14 protein-coding genes and 2 pseudogenes are annotated in these 14,806 nt (G+C 54.5%); 9 read left to right on the top strand and 7 right to left on the bottom strand.

What is annotated here, in order from left to right:
• Positions 1–89: 89 nt before the first annotated feature.
• Positions 90–1,052: an FAD:protein FMN transferase gene (locus KGP24_RS14660; RefSeq protein ID WP_223560919.1), complete on the top strand. Its 963-nt coding sequence runs from the start codon at positions 90–92 to the stop codon at positions 1,050–1,052.
• Here KGP24_RS14660 and dcuR read toward each other — a convergent pair.
• The gene (gene dcuR / locus KGP24_RS14655; RefSeq protein ID WP_223560918.1) at positions 1,033–1,752 is read right to left on the bottom strand and encodes a two-component system response regulator DcuR; all 720 of its coding nucleotides are present in this window, start codon (positions 1,750–1,752) and stop codon (positions 1,033–1,035) included. The genes KGP24_RS14660 and dcuR overlap by 20 nt on opposite strands.
• The gene (locus KGP24_RS14650) at positions 1,749–3,365 is read right to left on the bottom strand and encodes a sensor histidine kinase (protein ID WP_223560917.1); all 1,617 of its coding nucleotides are present in this window, start codon (positions 3,363–3,365) and stop codon (positions 1,749–1,751) included. Before KGP24_RS14650 ends, dcuR begins: the two co-directional genes overlap by 4 nt.
• A 165-nt stretch (positions 3,366–3,530) precedes the next feature.
• Between KGP24_RS14650 and KGP24_RS14645 the strand changes: the two are divergent.
• Positions 3,531–4,393: pseudogene (locus tag KGP24_RS14645) on the top strand (N-acetylmuramic acid 6-phosphate etherase).
• A 56-nt stretch (positions 4,394–4,449) separates the two neighbouring features.
• Here KGP24_RS14645 and KGP24_RS14640 read toward each other — a convergent pair.
• A pseudogene (locus KGP24_RS14640) lies at positions 4,450–5,405 on the bottom strand (porin).
• 283 nt (positions 5,406–5,688) lie between these two features.
• Here KGP24_RS14640 and KGP24_RS14635 point away from each other — a divergent pair.
• The 3 genes from KGP24_RS14635 to KGP24_RS14625 all read left to right on the top strand — a co-directional run bounded on the left by KGP24_RS14635 (position 5,689) and on the right by KGP24_RS14625 (position 8,339).
• Entirely contained in the window at positions 5,689–6,390 is a 702-nt protein-coding gene (locus tag KGP24_RS14635) for a phosphohydrolase (RefSeq protein WP_223560916.1), read from the top strand.
• Positions 6,391–6,451: 61 nt separating this feature from the next.
• Positions 6,452–7,867, top strand: coding sequence for a DNA cytosine methyltransferase (locus KGP24_RS14630; protein WP_282454299.1), 1,416 nt, complete (start codon positions 6,452–6,454; stop codon positions 7,865–7,867).
• Positions 7,848–8,339: a very short patch repair endonuclease gene (locus tag KGP24_RS14625; RefSeq protein ID WP_223560914.1), complete on the top strand. Its 492-nt coding sequence runs from the start codon at positions 7,848–7,850 to the stop codon at positions 8,337–8,339. The genes KGP24_RS14630 and KGP24_RS14625 overlap by 20 nt, the downstream gene beginning before the upstream one ends.
• Here KGP24_RS14625 and yedA read toward each other — a convergent pair.
• Positions 8,311–9,225: a drug/metabolite exporter YedA gene (yedA, locus tag KGP24_RS14620; RefSeq protein ID WP_223560913.1), complete on the bottom strand. Its 915-nt coding sequence runs from the start codon at positions 9,223–9,225 to the stop codon at positions 8,311–8,313. The genes KGP24_RS14625 and yedA overlap by 29 nt on opposite strands.
• A gap of 178 nt (positions 9,226–9,403) precedes the next feature.
• On the opposite strand from yedA, the gene KGP24_RS14615 reads away from it, so the two are divergent.
• From KGP24_RS14615 to dgcQ, 3 genes are all read left to right on the top strand, one after another.
• A complete protein-coding gene (locus KGP24_RS14615) occupies positions 9,404–10,315 on the top strand; it encodes a DUF808 domain-containing protein (protein WP_223560912.1) in 912 nt (303 codons plus the stop codon).
• Between the two features lie 78 nt (positions 10,316–10,393).
• The gene (locus KGP24_RS14610; protein WP_223560911.1) at positions 10,394–10,576 is read left to right on the top strand and encodes a DUF2158 domain-containing protein; all 183 of its coding nucleotides are present in this window, start codon (positions 10,394–10,396) and stop codon (positions 10,574–10,576) included.
• 73 nt (positions 10,577–10,649) lie between these two features.
• On the top strand, positions 10,650–12,329 hold the full coding sequence (gene dgcQ / locus KGP24_RS14605; RefSeq protein ID WP_223560910.1) for a cellulose biosynthesis regulator diguanylate cyclase DgcQ: 1,680 nt from the start codon (positions 10,650–10,652) through the stop codon (positions 12,327–12,329).
• Positions 12,330–12,334: 5 nt separating this feature from the next.
• Here dgcQ and KGP24_RS14600 read toward each other — a convergent pair whose 3' ends face one another.
• Together KGP24_RS14600 and yodD are read right to left on the bottom strand one after the other, a co-directional pair.
• Positions 12,335–13,135, bottom strand: coding sequence for a mannosyl-3-phosphoglycerate phosphatase-related protein (locus KGP24_RS14600; RefSeq protein ID WP_223560909.1), 801 nt, complete (start codon positions 13,133–13,135; stop codon positions 12,335–12,337).
• Positions 13,136–13,436: 301 nt separating this feature from the next.
• Positions 13,437–13,664 carry a YodD family peroxide/acid resistance protein gene (yodD, locus tag KGP24_RS14595; protein ID WP_223560908.1) on the bottom strand — a complete coding sequence of 76 codons (228 nt, stop codon included), beginning with the start codon at positions 13,662–13,664 and terminating at the stop codon, positions 13,437–13,439.
• A 129-nt stretch (positions 13,665–13,793) separates the two neighbouring features.
• On the opposite strand from yodD, the gene dsrB reads away from it, so the two are divergent.
• A complete protein-coding gene (gene dsrB / locus KGP24_RS14590) occupies positions 13,794–13,982 on the top strand; it encodes a protein DsrB (RefSeq protein WP_013097741.1) in 189 nt (62 codons plus the stop codon).
• A gap of 102 nt (positions 13,983–14,084) precedes the next feature.
• Here the strand turns inward: dsrB and rcsA are convergent, their stop codons facing one another.
• Positions 14,085–14,708 carry a transcriptional regulator RcsA gene (rcsA, locus tag KGP24_RS14585; protein ID WP_008500313.1) on the bottom strand — a complete coding sequence of 208 codons (624 nt, stop codon included), beginning with the start codon at positions 14,706–14,708 and terminating at the stop codon, positions 14,085–14,087.
• Positions 14,709–14,806: the final 98 nt, after the last annotated feature.

Here is a 14,806-nt window from a genome sequence, read left to right as displayed (position 1 = left end):
CTGTGTTGTAGGCCGGATACGCGCAGCGCTATCCGGCATTTTCCCCGGCGGCACGGTGCCTGCCGGGGCTACATCTGAGGACTCATGCCATGTCTGATAGCCATCGCGTTTACAGCTACTCCGCCGTCCTGATGGGCTCACCCATTCTCCTGAAACTCTTCTCCCATGACGAAGCCCTCGCGTCCCGCGTGTTTCGTCTGATCAAACAGTACGAAGATCTGCTTACCGTCAACCGCGCGCACTCGCAGGTGATGGACATCAACCATGCGGCTGGCCAGCATCCGGTCACCGTCAGTCGGCCGGTGTTTGATCTGGTCCGCTGTGCAAAAGCGGCAAGCCTGCTCAAGGACAGCGCCTTTAATCTGGCGATCGGTCCGCTGGTGAAGCGCTGGAAGATTGGTTTTCAGGGAGACAGCGTTCCGCCCGCTGATGACATTGCGTCGCTGCTGTCGATTACCCGTCCTGAGGATGTTCTCCTTGATGAGGCCAGCAGCAGCGTGTTTCTGGCCCGGGCGGGGATGGAAATCGATCTGGGTGCGATTGCCAAAGGCTATATTGCCGACAGGGTGCGGGATTACCTGCATAAAGAGGGGGCTGAGCTGGGGCTGATTAACCTCGGCGGAAACATTCAGACGTTAGGCTCGCCGGAAGGGGGCTGGAGCGTCGGGCTGAAAAAACCGTTCGCCGGAGATGCGCTGATCGGCACAATGACCGTTGAGAACCTCTCCGTCGTGACGTCGGGAACGTACGAGCGCTATTTTGAACAAAACGGCAAACGCTATCATCATATTCTCGACCCGCGCACCGGGTATCCGCTGGATAACGAACTGGATAGCGTGACCATCATTTCAAAAGACTCCATTGACGGAGATATCTGGACCACGCTGATGTACGGCATGGGCGTGAAGAAGGGCTGCGCCGCGCTGCGCGCGCGTCCCGATATAGAAGCAATCTTTGTGACCAGGACAAAAGAAGTGGTGTTCTCTTCAGCACACCACTTCCGCTTTACCCTGCTGGATGATACCTACCGCGTTACTGGCAGTATTGCTTGAGCAGGCCGGTCTGCTCCGGCTGGAGACGGTAGCGATACACCGGACGCCCGGTGGCACCGTAGTGAATGCTGGTGAACAGAATATTGATTTGCGCCAGCCAGATCAGATATTTGCGGCAGGACACGCGGGAAATATTGACCGCGTTTGCCAGATCGTCGGTAGAAAATTCTGTCTCCGGATGAGCGTCAATCCACTGGCAAATCGTGCGCAGCGTTTGCGGCGTTAACCCCTTCGGCAGCTTTTTACTGTCCGCCAGTTCCGGCGCCCCGCCGTGGATCAGCCGGTCGACGTCGGCCTGCTCATAATACTGGTGCGAACCCATCAGGTTGCGCTTTGCCTTCCAGCCGTTAAGCGCCTCTTCAAAGCGCGGGAACTGGAACGGCTTTATCAGATAATCCACCACGCCGTAATGGATAGAGGTCTGGATCGTCGTGGCGTCAGCAGCCGAGGAGATCATAATCACATCGATTGGGCGACCAGATGCGCGAATAACGGGCAGCAGATCCAGCCCGTTATCCTGCTGCATGTAGACATCCAGCAGTACCAGATCGACAGGCTGGCTGGGGTTATTAATGATGGCCTCGGCCTGGTTTAGCGTGGAGGCGACGCCGCAGCAGCTAAAACCTTCAACACGGTTGACATAGAGACGGTTGAGGTCGGCTACCATGGCGTCATCATCGACAATTAATACATTTATCACGCGATATTCCTCTCGCTATCCCAGGGGATGTGAACAAAAAATTGGGTAAATACGCCTGGCTCAGACTCAACGGTGATATCACCGCCGAGGTTCTGGATTTGCTGGCGAGCAAGGAACAGCCCAACGCCGCGGTTTTCACCTTTTGTTGAGAAGCCCTTTGTAAAAATAGCCTCCAGCTGAGTGGGGTCAATGCCGGGGCCATCGTCGCTGACTTCACAGCTGAGCCAGCCATTCTGATAATGCAGCAGCAGGCCGATCTCACCTTCGTGCTGTCCTTCCATCGCGTCGAGCGCGTTTTCGATGAGGTTACCTAGCACGGTGATCAGCACCGCGACCTGCTCTTCGCTCGCGGTATCCGGTATCTGGCATTCATCCGCCAGCGTCAGGGTGACGCCCGCTTCTTTCGCCCGATTGATTTTACCCAGCAGGAACCCGGCAATCACCGGGGATTTTACCTTGCTCTGTATCGTACCGATATCCGTCTGGTAATTATGTGCCGTCTGGATGATGTACTCCTCCAGCTTGTCGTAGCGCTTCATGTGCAGCAGGCCCAGGATCACATGCAGTTTATTCATAAACTCATGCGTATGGGTCCGCAGGGCGTCGACGTAGTTAACCATGCCATCAATACGCTGCATCAGCTGGCTGATTTCTGTTTTATCGCGGAAGGTGGTGATGGCGCCGATCACCCGATTCTGACTTTTAACGGGGACCATGTTGCACAGCAATAGCCGCCCGTTGCAGCTGATCTCCTGATCCTGGCGCGCGACCCCCGTCTTCGAGACGTCGCGCAGGCTGGCCAGCAGGGGGGCGCTGGCGTTTTCGGTCTGCTTGCCGGCGGGGAGAAGCAATATTTCTCTGGCGGTCTGGTTGATCATCGTCACGCGCCCGTGAATATCGACGGCCAGCACCCCCTCGCGAAGCGACTGCAGCATCGCCTGACGCTGTTCGAACAGGGCGGAAATTTCGTAGGGTTCGAGCCCGAACAGGATGCGTTTCAGTACCCGCACCAGACCCCAAATCGCCATGGAACTCATAAAAATACTGAATAAAATGGTCCAGACGGCGTTTAGCCGCCCGCGTGCAATCTGATCTTCCACTTTTTTGAGGGAGATACCGACCACCACCACGCCGATCTGGTCATGCTGGCTGTCGTAAACGGGCGTAAAGACACGAAGCGCTTCGGCGAGGGCACCCCGGTTTACGGAGACATTTTCTTTACCTTCCAGCGCGGGAGTTAAATCGTCGCCGATAAAATGCAGCCCCAGCAGCGCCTCGTTCGGGTGAGAGTAGCGGATCCCGCGCATATCGGTGACAACGGTGAACAGCAGATCGTTTCGTTTCGTCACCGCCTGGGCGATGGGCTGAATGATATCCGCCTGTGGTGGCTGCATCAGGCCGCGCTGGATCTCCGGGCTGTTGGCCAGCGTTCTGGCGATACCCAGAGCAGTATCTTTTACATCATCGCGCGTCGCCCGGGTGATTTGCACGGAGTAGAGCGCAAAGACCACCAGCAGCACAGAGGCAATAATCGCGCACACCATCAGCGTGACCAGGGTGTTCAGCTTCATGGGGCGCTTGCGCGTCGGAAGGAAAGGCTGCAAATCGCTCATCAACACTCCGCGATGATTAAGAAAGGGGGTAATTATCGCTGATGACGCACTTTTCTTAAAGCCATGTAAAGGCATGGATTTGGTCCTCTTTTCGTGACCCTCCTCGCAGGTCATCCATATAAAACACTTTATAGTGTGTGGGTAATCATAATAAGGAGGCTGTTTATGAGCGTTATGCTTACCGGTTCGGTCAAGGAACGACGGCACGCCAGCACGATGAATATTGATAGATTGTCCACGCTGGACATGCTGAAAGTCATTCACCAGGATGATGCACTCATTTCTGCTGCGATCGCCCCCTGTTTACATACCCTCGCCCGCGTGGTGGACAACGCCGCCGCGACGCTCAGTCACGGCGGTCGCCTGGTCATCGTTGGCGCGGGATCGTCGGGGCGCGTTGGCAACAGGTTGCCGAAGAATATGCGCCAGGCAAAACCCCTGTGATGGCCGTTACGGCACAAGAAGGGGAAGGGAGCTACGAGCGCGGCGTCGCCGATCTGCAGGCCATCAAGTTTGATGAACACGATATGATGCTGGGCGTGACCGTCAGCGGAAAAACGCCTTGGGTCTGGGGGGCTATGCGCCATGCGTGGTCGCTGGGTTCACCAGTTGCCATTATTACCGGTAATGCGCAAAGCGAAGCCGCGCAGCTGGCAAGCATGGTTATCGCTCCGGAGCTGGGTGCCGATGCCGTCGCAGGGTATATCAATACCAAAGCGGGGATTGCGCAGAAGATGATCCTCTCGATGATCGCCACCGGGCTGGCCGTTCGAAGCGGACGTGTTTACAGCAATCTGCGCGTGGATCTTGAGGCGAGCACGACCAAATGGGCTGAACGCCAAATCGCCATTGTGATGGAAGCGGGGGGATGCTCCCGGGCGGAGGCAAAAGCCGCGCTGGAGAGCTGTAACCAACACTGTAAAACGGCAGTATTAATGGTGCTGACAGGGCTGGATGCGTGGAAAGCCCATGAATTGCTGGCGAAGAATAACGGGTTTATTCGCGTGGCGCTGCAGGAAGCGCCATAGAGCATGACAAATGACATAAAAAAGGCCGCAGATGCGGCCTTTGGTATTTTTAGATATTAGAACTGGTAGGTCATGCCGACGCCGACGATGTCATCGGTGGAAATACCGTGTGCGTCATACAGCGCTTCATCGTCATCCAGCATGTTGATCTTGTAATCAACATAGGTGGAGAAGTTTTTGTTGAAGGTGAAGGTCATGCCCAGGTCGATGTAGTTAACCAGATCCTGATTGAATCCCTGACCGTCCAGGTCTTTACCTTTTGAATAAACCCATGCCAGGGAAGGACGCAGACCGAAGTCGAACTGGTACTGTGCAACCGCTTCAAAGTTCTGAGTCTGGTTAGCGATACCCACGCTACCGATTGGCGTCATGTTGCGGGTTTCCGCATACATCATCGCCAGGTAAACGTTGTTTGCATCGTATTTTGCGCCAACGGTCCAGGCTTCAGCTTTATCGCCACCGGCAAAACCGGCGCCTGACCTTCGTTTGTACCCTGATACTGCAGCGCAAAATTCAGACCCTCAACCAGACCGAAGAAATCCTGGTTACGGTAGGTGGCCAGACCGTTAGCACGACCGTTCATAAAGTTATCGGTCCAGGTGTAAGAGTCACCGCCAAATACTGGCAGCATATCGGTCCAGGCTTCTACGTCGTACAGGACGCCGTAATTACGGCCATAATCAAATGAACCGTATTCGCCATATTTCAGACCAGCGTATGCCAGACGGTTAAACGATTTGTCACCCGCGCCTTCGGTATCGTTAGCGTAGGTTTTGTATTCCCACTGGCCGTAACCGATCCGGTCGTTAGCGATCTGGGTTTCGCCTTTGAAACCAATCTGCACATAGGTTTCGTCGCCGTCGTCGCCAGCGTTGTCAGAGAAGGTGTGACGCGCATCGACTTTACCGTACAGGTCAACTTTGTTGCCGTTTTTGTTGTACATTTCAGCCGCATTTGCTGCGCCTGCCATTAATAAAGCGGGTACCACAATTGCCAGAGCTTTTCTTTTTATTATATATTCCCTTAAAGGATAATTTATATAAATATATGTAATTACTCTCCGTAATTACGGGGGCGATACTATTCCAGAAGATGTTATTTAGTTTCAAAAATAAATGTAATTAAATTCGATGAAATATTGCCAAATATCTCTATTAATCTCTTCATTTTTCAAATGAATTAATCTATTGAATTTACATGGTATAATTATTATTAAGTATTTCGGTGTTCTGTTTTTTAATTGGTTTAATTCGCTGTGTTATAATTCCTGCTCTTTTAAACAACAGGATATGACGATGGAACTTGCCCGGTGGCAGCAAAGATTTGAGCGCTGGCTCGAGGAAAACCACAGTACCGACGATACCGCACATGATATTTCGCATTTTCGTCGGGTCTGGATGACGGCGCAAAAAATCATGGATCGCCAGAGGGTAGAGCCGCTGGTGATCCTGACCGCATGCTATTTCCACGATATTGTCAGCCTGCCGAAAAACCATCCCGAACGCAGCCGGTCATCACAGCTGGCAGCGCGCAGGACGCGTGACATTCTGCGCTGCGACTTCCCTGACTTCCCGCCAGAGCACGCTGCCGCCGTTACTCACGCGATTGAGGCGCACAGCTTCAGCGCCGGGATTGCGCCGCAGAGTATGGAGGCCAAAATCGTGCAGGACGCAGACCGGCTGGAAGCCTTAGGCGCTATCGGCCTGGCGCGCGTCTTTGCCGTCTCGGGCGCACTGGGCGTGCCGCTTTTTGATGCTGACGATCCCTTTGCCGACGCGCGTACACTTGACGACCGTGCGTTTGCCCTCGACCATTTTCAGACCAAGCTGCTGCGATTGCCTGATACAATGCAAACGGAAATGGGCCGCGAGCTGGCACGTCACAATGCCGATTTCCTGATCCAGTTTATGGCGAAACTCAGTGCCGAATTACACGGCGACTGCATCGGGCTGGATAGCCAGGTGTTGAGCCACTTCCGTCGCAGTTTGCGCAATTGAACTGTGGTAATCTGTCCCCAGTCTTTATTCTCCGGTTAAAAGAATGCAGGAAAATCGATCAGTGACTGAGCCCGCGCCTGAGCAGGCTGAGAAATCAACGGCAACGGTGCAAGCGTTACTGCGCCAGCTGTTGGATATCTATGATGCTAAAACGCTGGCCAATTTGCTGGTAGCGCACGGCGAGAGCCACTGGAGCCCGGCGATCCTTAAACGTCTGCTGACCAGCGAACGCGCGGGGCGTCGCCTGAGTGAAGGCGAGTTTCGTTATCTGCAAAACCTGCTTCCGCGTCCTTCTGCTGCGCACCCAAACTATGCCTTCCGCTTTATCGATCTATTTGCCGGTATCGGTGGTATTCGACACGGTTTTGAAGCTATCGGCGGACAGTGCGTGTTTACCAGCGAGTGGAACAAACATGCCGTACGAACCTACAAGGCTAACTGGTACTGCGATCCGAACGAGCATCATTTCAACGCGGATATCCGCGATGTGACCCTGAGCCATAAAAGCGGCGTCAGCGATGAACAGGCCGCCGAGCACATTCGTCAGACAATCCCGGCGCATGACGTGCTGCTGGCAGGCTTCCCTTGTCAGCCCTTCTCGCTGGCCGGTGTCTCTAAAAAGAATGCCCTTGGACGGGCCCACGGTTTCGCCTGCGATACGCAGGGAACGCTGTTTTTTGATGTGGCGCGCATTATTGACGCCCGTCGCCCGCCCATCTTTGTGCTGGAAAACGTCAAAAATCTAAAGAGCCACGACGGCGGAAAAACCTTCCGCATTATCATGCAGACGCTGGATGAGCTGGGTTATGACGTGGCCGATTCACAGGACATGGGTGCGGACGATCCTAAAATTATTGATGGCAAACATTTCCTGCCCCAGCATCGCGAACGTATCGTGCTGGTGGGGTTCCGCCGCGATCTCAATCTCAAGGGTGATTTCACCCTGCGGGATATCCCGTCTTTGTATCCCGAGCGCCGTCCCACCGTGGCTGACCTGCTGGAACCGGTCGTCGACGCGAAATTTATCCTTACCCCAGTGCTGTGGAAATACCTCTACCACTATGCCAAGAAGCATCAGGCGAAAGGCAACGGCTTCGGTTTTGGAATGGTAAACCCGAACGATCCGCACTGCGTCACCCGCACGCTGTCTGCTCGCTACTATAAAGACGGCGCGGAAATCCTGATCGACAGAGGCTGGGACAAAGCGCTGGGTGAAAGAGATTTCGACGATCCGCACAACCAGCGCCATCGCCCGCGGCGCTTAACCCCGCGGGAGTGCGCCCGGTTGATGGGATTTGAGACCCCGCAGGGCTACCGCTTCCGGATTCCGGTTTCGGATACTCAGGCGTATCGACAGTTCGGTAATTCTGTTGTGGTTCCTGCGTTCGCGGCCGTAGCAAAACTGCTTTCCTCGCGCATCAGACAGGCGGTGGCGCTCCGCCAGAGTGAGGCCGTCAATGACGGACGTTCACGATAAGACGACGCGCAGCAAAAACATGCGTGCCATCGGCACGCGTGACACCGCCATTGAAAAGCGCCTGGCCGCGTTGCTGACGCAGGCGGGGTTTGACTTCCGCGTGCAGGATCCCGCGCTTGCGGGACGCCCCGATTTCGTCATCGACGCCTGGCAGTGCATCATCTTTACCCACGGCTGTTTCTGGCACCACCACGACTGTTACCTGTTTAAAGTCCCCGCGACGCGTACCGATTTCTGGCTGAATAAAATTGGCAAGAACGTCGAGCGTGACAGCCGGGACCTCAGCGCGCTGATTGCGCAGGGCTGGCGGGTGCTGATCGTCTGGGAGTGTGCGCTGAGAGGCAGATTAAAACTGAACGATACCGATCTGACCGAACGGCTGGAAGAGTGGATCTGCGGCGGCGGCCAGACCGCGCAGATCGACACGAAGGGTATTCACCTGCTTAAGGTTTCTCCACCTCGCAAGGCGTGACTACCGGTTTTGCGGGCAGTAAATATTTGCCCAGGGTGACCAGCACGACGGCAAAAACAATCACCCCTAATGCCAGCCATTCAACGGAAGAGAGCGTTTCTCCCCCCAATCCAGTCCCGAGCAGCACGGCCACGACCGGGTTGACGTAGGCATAGCTGGTGGCGACAGCCGGAGAGACATTACGGATAAGGAACATATAGGCGTTAATTGCGATGATAGAACCAAACAGCGCCAGGTAGCCTACCGCCAGAAAGCCCGACAGCGGCGGCAGGGTCGTCAGCTTTTCTCCCGTCAGCGTGGAGGCAAGCAGCAGTACAATCCCGGCGGCGAGCATCTCAATCGCGCCCGCCATCATGCCGGCCGGCAGTTCGATACGCGAACCGTAGACGGAACCAAACGCCCAGCTCATCGAGCCAATCAGGATGATGACTGCGCCCCACGGATTCCCGCTCAAGTTACCGCCGCTATTCAGCAGAATGATGCCGGCAAGGCCAATACCAATCCCCAGCCATTCCAGCTTGCGGGTTCGGATACCGAAAAGGCGGCTAAAGCAGAGGGTAAACAGCGGTACGGTGGCAACGACCACGGCGGCGATCCCGGACGGTACGTTCCTGTGCTCGGCAATCGTTACAAACCCATTTCCCACCGCCAGAAGCAGCAGGCCAATCAGGGCGGCATTCAGCATCGGGCGCAGAGAGGGAAGTTTATGCCCGCGCAGCAGCAGGAAGGCCAGCAGCAACACGCCAGCCGAGAGAAAGCGAATGCCCGCCATCATCAGTGGTGGCCAGCTTTCCACGCCGATGCGAATGACAAAGTAGGTTGAACCCCAGATGATGTACAGCGAAAAGAGTGCCCCGATGAGCGGTAGCAATTGCCGGAAACGCATAATCCCTCACGACGAAATAAAAAGGTCGCTGATAGTAAACGCGAAAACTATCTCGCTGGCGAGCCCTTTAATTGTGTGGCTGAGGTGAATTTTTTGTTGACGCGAGGTGGGTGTTTCCGGGTTTGCGCTTTTGCTCCATACTATTCACTTAATTACCAAAAAATGAAGGATTAGGATTTTGGCAGGAAGTAGCTTGTTAACATTGCTGGATGATATTGCGACCTTACTGGATGATATTTCAGTGATGGGGAAACTGGCGGCGAAGAAAACCGCAGGCGTGCTGGGAGATGATTTATCGCTTAACGCCCAACAGGTAAGCGGGGTGAGGGCAAACCGTGAACTGCCGGTGGTGTGGGGCGTGGCGAAAGGCTCCTTCCTGAACAAGGTGATTCTGGTGCCGCTGGCGCTGCTGATCAGCGCGTTTATTCCGTGGGCCATCACCCCGTTGCTGATGATTGGCGGCGCATTTCTCTGCTTCGAGGGCGTGGAGAAGGTGCTGCACTCCTTTAGCGCCCGCAAGCAGAGCGATACCCCGGAGATGCGCCAGCAGCGTCTTGAAGCGCTTGCCGCTCAGGATCCGAAAACCTTCGAGCGCGACAAGGTCAAAGGCGCCATTCGGACCGACTTTATCCTGTCCGCGGAGATTGTCGCCATTACGCTGGGCATCGTGTCTGACTCGCCGCTCCTGAATCAGGTTCTGATCCTCTCCGGCATCGCCATTCTGGTCACCGTCGGCGTCTACGGCCTAGTGGGACTGATCGTCAAGCTGGATGATATCGGCTACTGGCTGGAAGAAAAATCGAGCGCGGTGGCAAGAGGCATCGGCAAAAGCCTGCTGGTGCTGGCCCCGTGGCTGATGAAGAGTTTGTCGGTGGTAGGCACGCTGGCGATGTTCCTCGTGGGCGGTGGGATCCTGGTTCACGGTATCGCGCCGCTGCACCATGCTATCGAGCATTTCTCCGCGGCGCAGGGGGCCCTGGTCGCCGCGATTCTGCCCACGCTGCTGAATCTTGTACTGGGCTTTATCATTGGCGCTATCGTTGTCGCGGCGGTGAAGCTGGTTGAGAAAATACGCGGCACGTCGCACTAATTGTTACCCGCGGCAGGATGCAAAAAGACCATTCCTCGTCTAAATTGAAAAAGTTTCACCCTGATACAGGAGGCAGGTATGGTCTTTTTGGTCAGTGATGAAGTTAAGCCTAAAAAGGGCGGCCCACGTATGATCGTCACCGGGTATTCCAGCGGAATGGTGGAGTGTCGGTGGCACGATGGCTACAGCATCAAGCGGGAAGCATTCCGTGAAGAGGAGCTTCAGCCGGGAGACGGGCAGCACAAGCGGGACAAGGCTTAATCACATAACGCCCGGCTTTGCCGGGCGTTTTTATCTCACGTACCGGGTGTAAGGCAGCGATCAGGGAGTGTGTGTGCAGCGCGATACCTTTGTTGTAAGACAATCTTTTTTGCAGTGGCTGCATAAGCGTATCAATCCGGGGTTGATTGTTAATCTCTGTTTTCTGGTTGTTCTGGTATTTTCCACTCTACTGACCTGGCGTGAAGTGGTGGTCCTGGAAGAGGCGTACATCTCAAGCCAGCGAAACCATCTGGACACGGTGGCCAGTTCGCTGGACAGGCAGTTGCAGAACAGCGTGGACCGGATGCTGTTGTTCCGTCAGGGTATGCATGATGCGATTCAGACGCCGCTGGCATTTGACGTACTTCAGAATGCGGTTTCACGCTTTAACACCGTTCGCCAGCTCCCCACCTGGCAGCTTGCCGTCGATAAAAAACGCACCCTTCCCATTAACGGCGTTTCGGATGCATTCGTCGAAAAAACCACGCTTCTGAATCGTGACGCCGAGCGCATCAGTCATGAAATTTCTGCCGCGTTGGAAGTGGGGTATCTGCTCAGGCTGGCGTCATCGAGAGCGCAAACGGAAGCGCGCGTGATCTACGTGTCCCGCGCCGGATTTTTCATTTCCACGGATACGCCGGATCGGGCAGGCGACATTACCTCCCGCTATTACCATCTTGTCACGCAGTCCTGGTTTACCCAGCAGTCAGAACGGAACAATCGCGCACGCGCGGTGCGCTGGTTCATCTCCACGCCTTCATCCTGGACCAACGGTGAACGTACGATCACCGCCAGCGTTCCCATCTATTTCGATCATTACTGGTATGGCGTCGTGGCGATGGATTTTACGTTGAGCACGATGCAGCGTCTGCTGGCTGATGCGACGGAAGACCGAACGGAAGGGGAGTATCAGCTGTACGATACCCGGCTCAATATGATTGCCACCTCTGCCCATACGGGAAACGCGGTGAACCATTTTGACGAACGCGAAACGGCGCAGATTGCGCAGGCGATTGAGCACGCGAACGGCGGCGGGATCCGCCTCGGAAGCCGTTTTGTCAGCTGGGAGCGGCTCGATCACTTCGACGGCGTTGTTCTGCGGATCCACACCCTGCACGAAGGGGTACAGGACGACTTCGGCAGCATCAGCATTGTGCTGGCACTGCTGTGGGCGCTGTTTACCGCCATGCTATTGATCTCGTGGCTGGTGATCCGCCGCATGGTGAGTAACATGTACACGCTTCAGCACTCGCTCCAGTGGCAGGCCTGGCATGACCCGCTTACCCGGTTGAATAACCGCGGTGCGCTGTTCGACCGCGCAAAAATGCTGGCGGAAACCTGTCGCCAGCAGTCGCTGCCGTTCTCGGTGATTCAGATCGATCTCGACCATTTTAAAAATACCAACGACCGCTTCGGCCATCAGGCCGGGGATAAAGTGCTCTCACATACGGCAGGACTGATTGCCAGCTCGTTACGCAAGAATGATGTGGCAGGGCGCGTAGGCGGGGAAGAGTTTTGCGTCGTCCTGCCGGGGATCGGACTGGAGGAGGCGAGAAGCGTCGCCGACCGTATACGCTGCCGGATCAACAGTAAGGAGATCCTGGTGAAGAAGAGCACGACTCAGCGCGTCAGCGCGTCGCTGGGGGTCAGCAGCGCGGATGAAGCGGGTAACTACGAGTTTGAACAGCTGCAGTCGGTGGCGGACGCCCGGCTGTATCAGGCCAAACAGAGCGGGCGTAACAGGGTCGTATGACGGGATCAGGACAGGAAGTGATCCAGCCCCTCCTGCCAGCCCGCCGGACCGGGCTGCCGGGTGTGATAAACCCGGGCAGGGTTATCGTCCCGCAGCCGGATGCCCTGGCGGTTAATGCCCTTAATTACCACCGCGAAATCAACGCTGTCGAGCAGCGGCGCATCATTGGGACCGTCGCCGAGTCCCAGCGTGGTAGGTTCAATCTCTTCCCGATCGCGGTATTGCTCAATCAGCCAGTTAACCGCAACGTCTTTGCCGCAGCGGGCGTCCAGAACATGCCAGAAGCGCGCCCCCTGCAGGCATTTCAGGCCAACATTCGCCAGCGCCTCTTCAAACTGAACCAGTTTCTCGTCGGTATCGCGCCAGATGAGCGTGACGGACGCTTCATGCTTGCGGGCAAGCGTCGAACGGTAGCGCGTCAGTCCGGTCCACTCGCTGATAACGTGCTCATCCACGTCGTCAAAAGTGGTGAATTTAAAGCCCGTCTGCAGGCGAATTTGCTCGATTCGCGGGCAAATATCCCGGTGCGTCATCCCTCCGATCTGGCGCTGAACCTTATCCCAGCGCACGTCAGGCTGTATCACCGCGCCGTTCTCGGCAATAAAAGGCAAGCCTTCAAGCCCCAGATCCAGCTGGAGATCCAGCATCTCTGCCGCGGTCTTGCTGCTGCAGAGAATGATCGGAATCTGGTTATCCTGCAGCCTGTCCAGCCAGGGCATGGCGGGCTGCCAGTCATAGGTATGAATATCCAGCAACGAGCCATCCAGGTCGGAAAAAATCAGCAAGGTATCCCGCAGTGAAGGCATAGCGACTCCTGGTAGCAGATGCATTTCGCCCTAAGAAAATTCCTAAAAAATGATTGAGGCGAAAACCGGAGAAATGAGGGATGCCCCTGGCAAACCCGCATTCGGCGTATGTTATTACTCATAACAAAAAGCATAATGTTAAAAATATTATATTCATCATAAGAATATATGCTTGTCAGCCAAATTCGTTGGAGATAGTGTGGCTTGTACATCAGATTTCCTGGTGTAACGAATTTTCAAGTGCTTCTTGCATAAGCAAGTTTTGATCCCGGTCATCCCCATGACCGGGATTTTTTTCGCCCTACCTATTGGCTTCAGACACGCTAAAGTCGTGAATATCAAGCTCGAAAGCCTCGGCCAGCTCACGATAGGTGTGATAATCCCTTCCGTTGACAATGACGTGGTCTGAATTGTCGTCCGACCGGCGGACTTCTGACTCACTGAGCTCATTGATGGCAGCCAGCAGGGCATCGACATCCACCTCGACTTCACGCTTGATGGTGTCGCTGTACTCTTTATCGGTCTTCATTACGAGGTTCCTCATTCAACCGTGTCCAACGGTAAGTATAGACTGTGCATAAAAACGCCAATCACGTCGGGCGGCGATGTGCGTTTTTGCGTTTTGTTCTACACTGGCTCAAAACCAGAGGAGGAATGTATGAAGGTCAACGATCGGGTAACCGTTAAAACGGACGGTGGGCCGCGCCGCCCGGGCGTGGTGCTGGCAATTGAAGAGTTTAGCGAAGGCACAATGTACCTGGTATCACTTGAAGACTACCCGCTCGGCATCTGGTTTTTTAACGAACTGGGGCATCCGGACGGCATTTTTGTCGAGAAGGCGGAGTAGCACGGGGTCGGGTAGCACATCGCATGCCCGACAACCTCTCTGGAAGCAAAAATCTCTGGCCAGGCCAGAGATCAAAGGTAGGGTGCACAGGGTCTTAAGCGACTAACGCATGTTGACGAAAATCCCGTTCGTCACATTATCGGTCAGGCGTACCACATGGTAGATCACTTGCTTATTATGCGTTTTAATTTTCCGTTTAATATTTCCTTTGTGTGACGAAACGGTTTTCGCTTTAATATTCATCTGGTCAGAGATTTGAATAGTTCCTTGTCCCGCCATCCACATTCGCAGCATACTTGATTCAGTCCTGCTTAATGATAGGGTGGGCAAGTTAACCGCTCCTACATTTTTAACTTCTTTATTCAAATAATCACCCAAAATGTCATCCAGCGACTCGGGTTTAATCGATTTAGAACTGATCAATAAATTTTTACGGACCAACAAATACTCATCGAAATGGATATTCGCGATCGCCATAAAAACAATAAACAGGGTTTTTGGATGCTGATTAATGATTTGCTTAATGTGCTGACTGTTGGCTGGATCGTGAATGAAACAGTCCTCATTAATAAACACCACGCCTGGTTTTAGTTCGTCACAAGCGGCTGCGAGTTCGTCAACGGTGTGTGCATCGTTGATGTCTCTCTTTCTTACCCCTCTGCTTGCCAGGTACCCGGTTAACCCTAGCCGGGTGTAGCTGCATAAATCCATAATGATCGTTGACATGGCATACCCTCACTCAATGCGTAACGATAATTCACCATCTGCCTGAGAGCTCAAAACAGCCATACGGGATGGAAAAAAAATAATAAACCTGTGAGCAT

The organism is Enterobacter sp. JBIWA008, from assembly GCF_019968765.1.
Classification (GTDB): domain Bacteria; phylum Pseudomonadota; class Gammaproteobacteria; order Enterobacterales; family Enterobacteriaceae; genus Enterobacter.
Note: the sequence above shows the minus strand (reverse complement) of the source record. Positions and strands in the feature narration are given on the sequence as shown.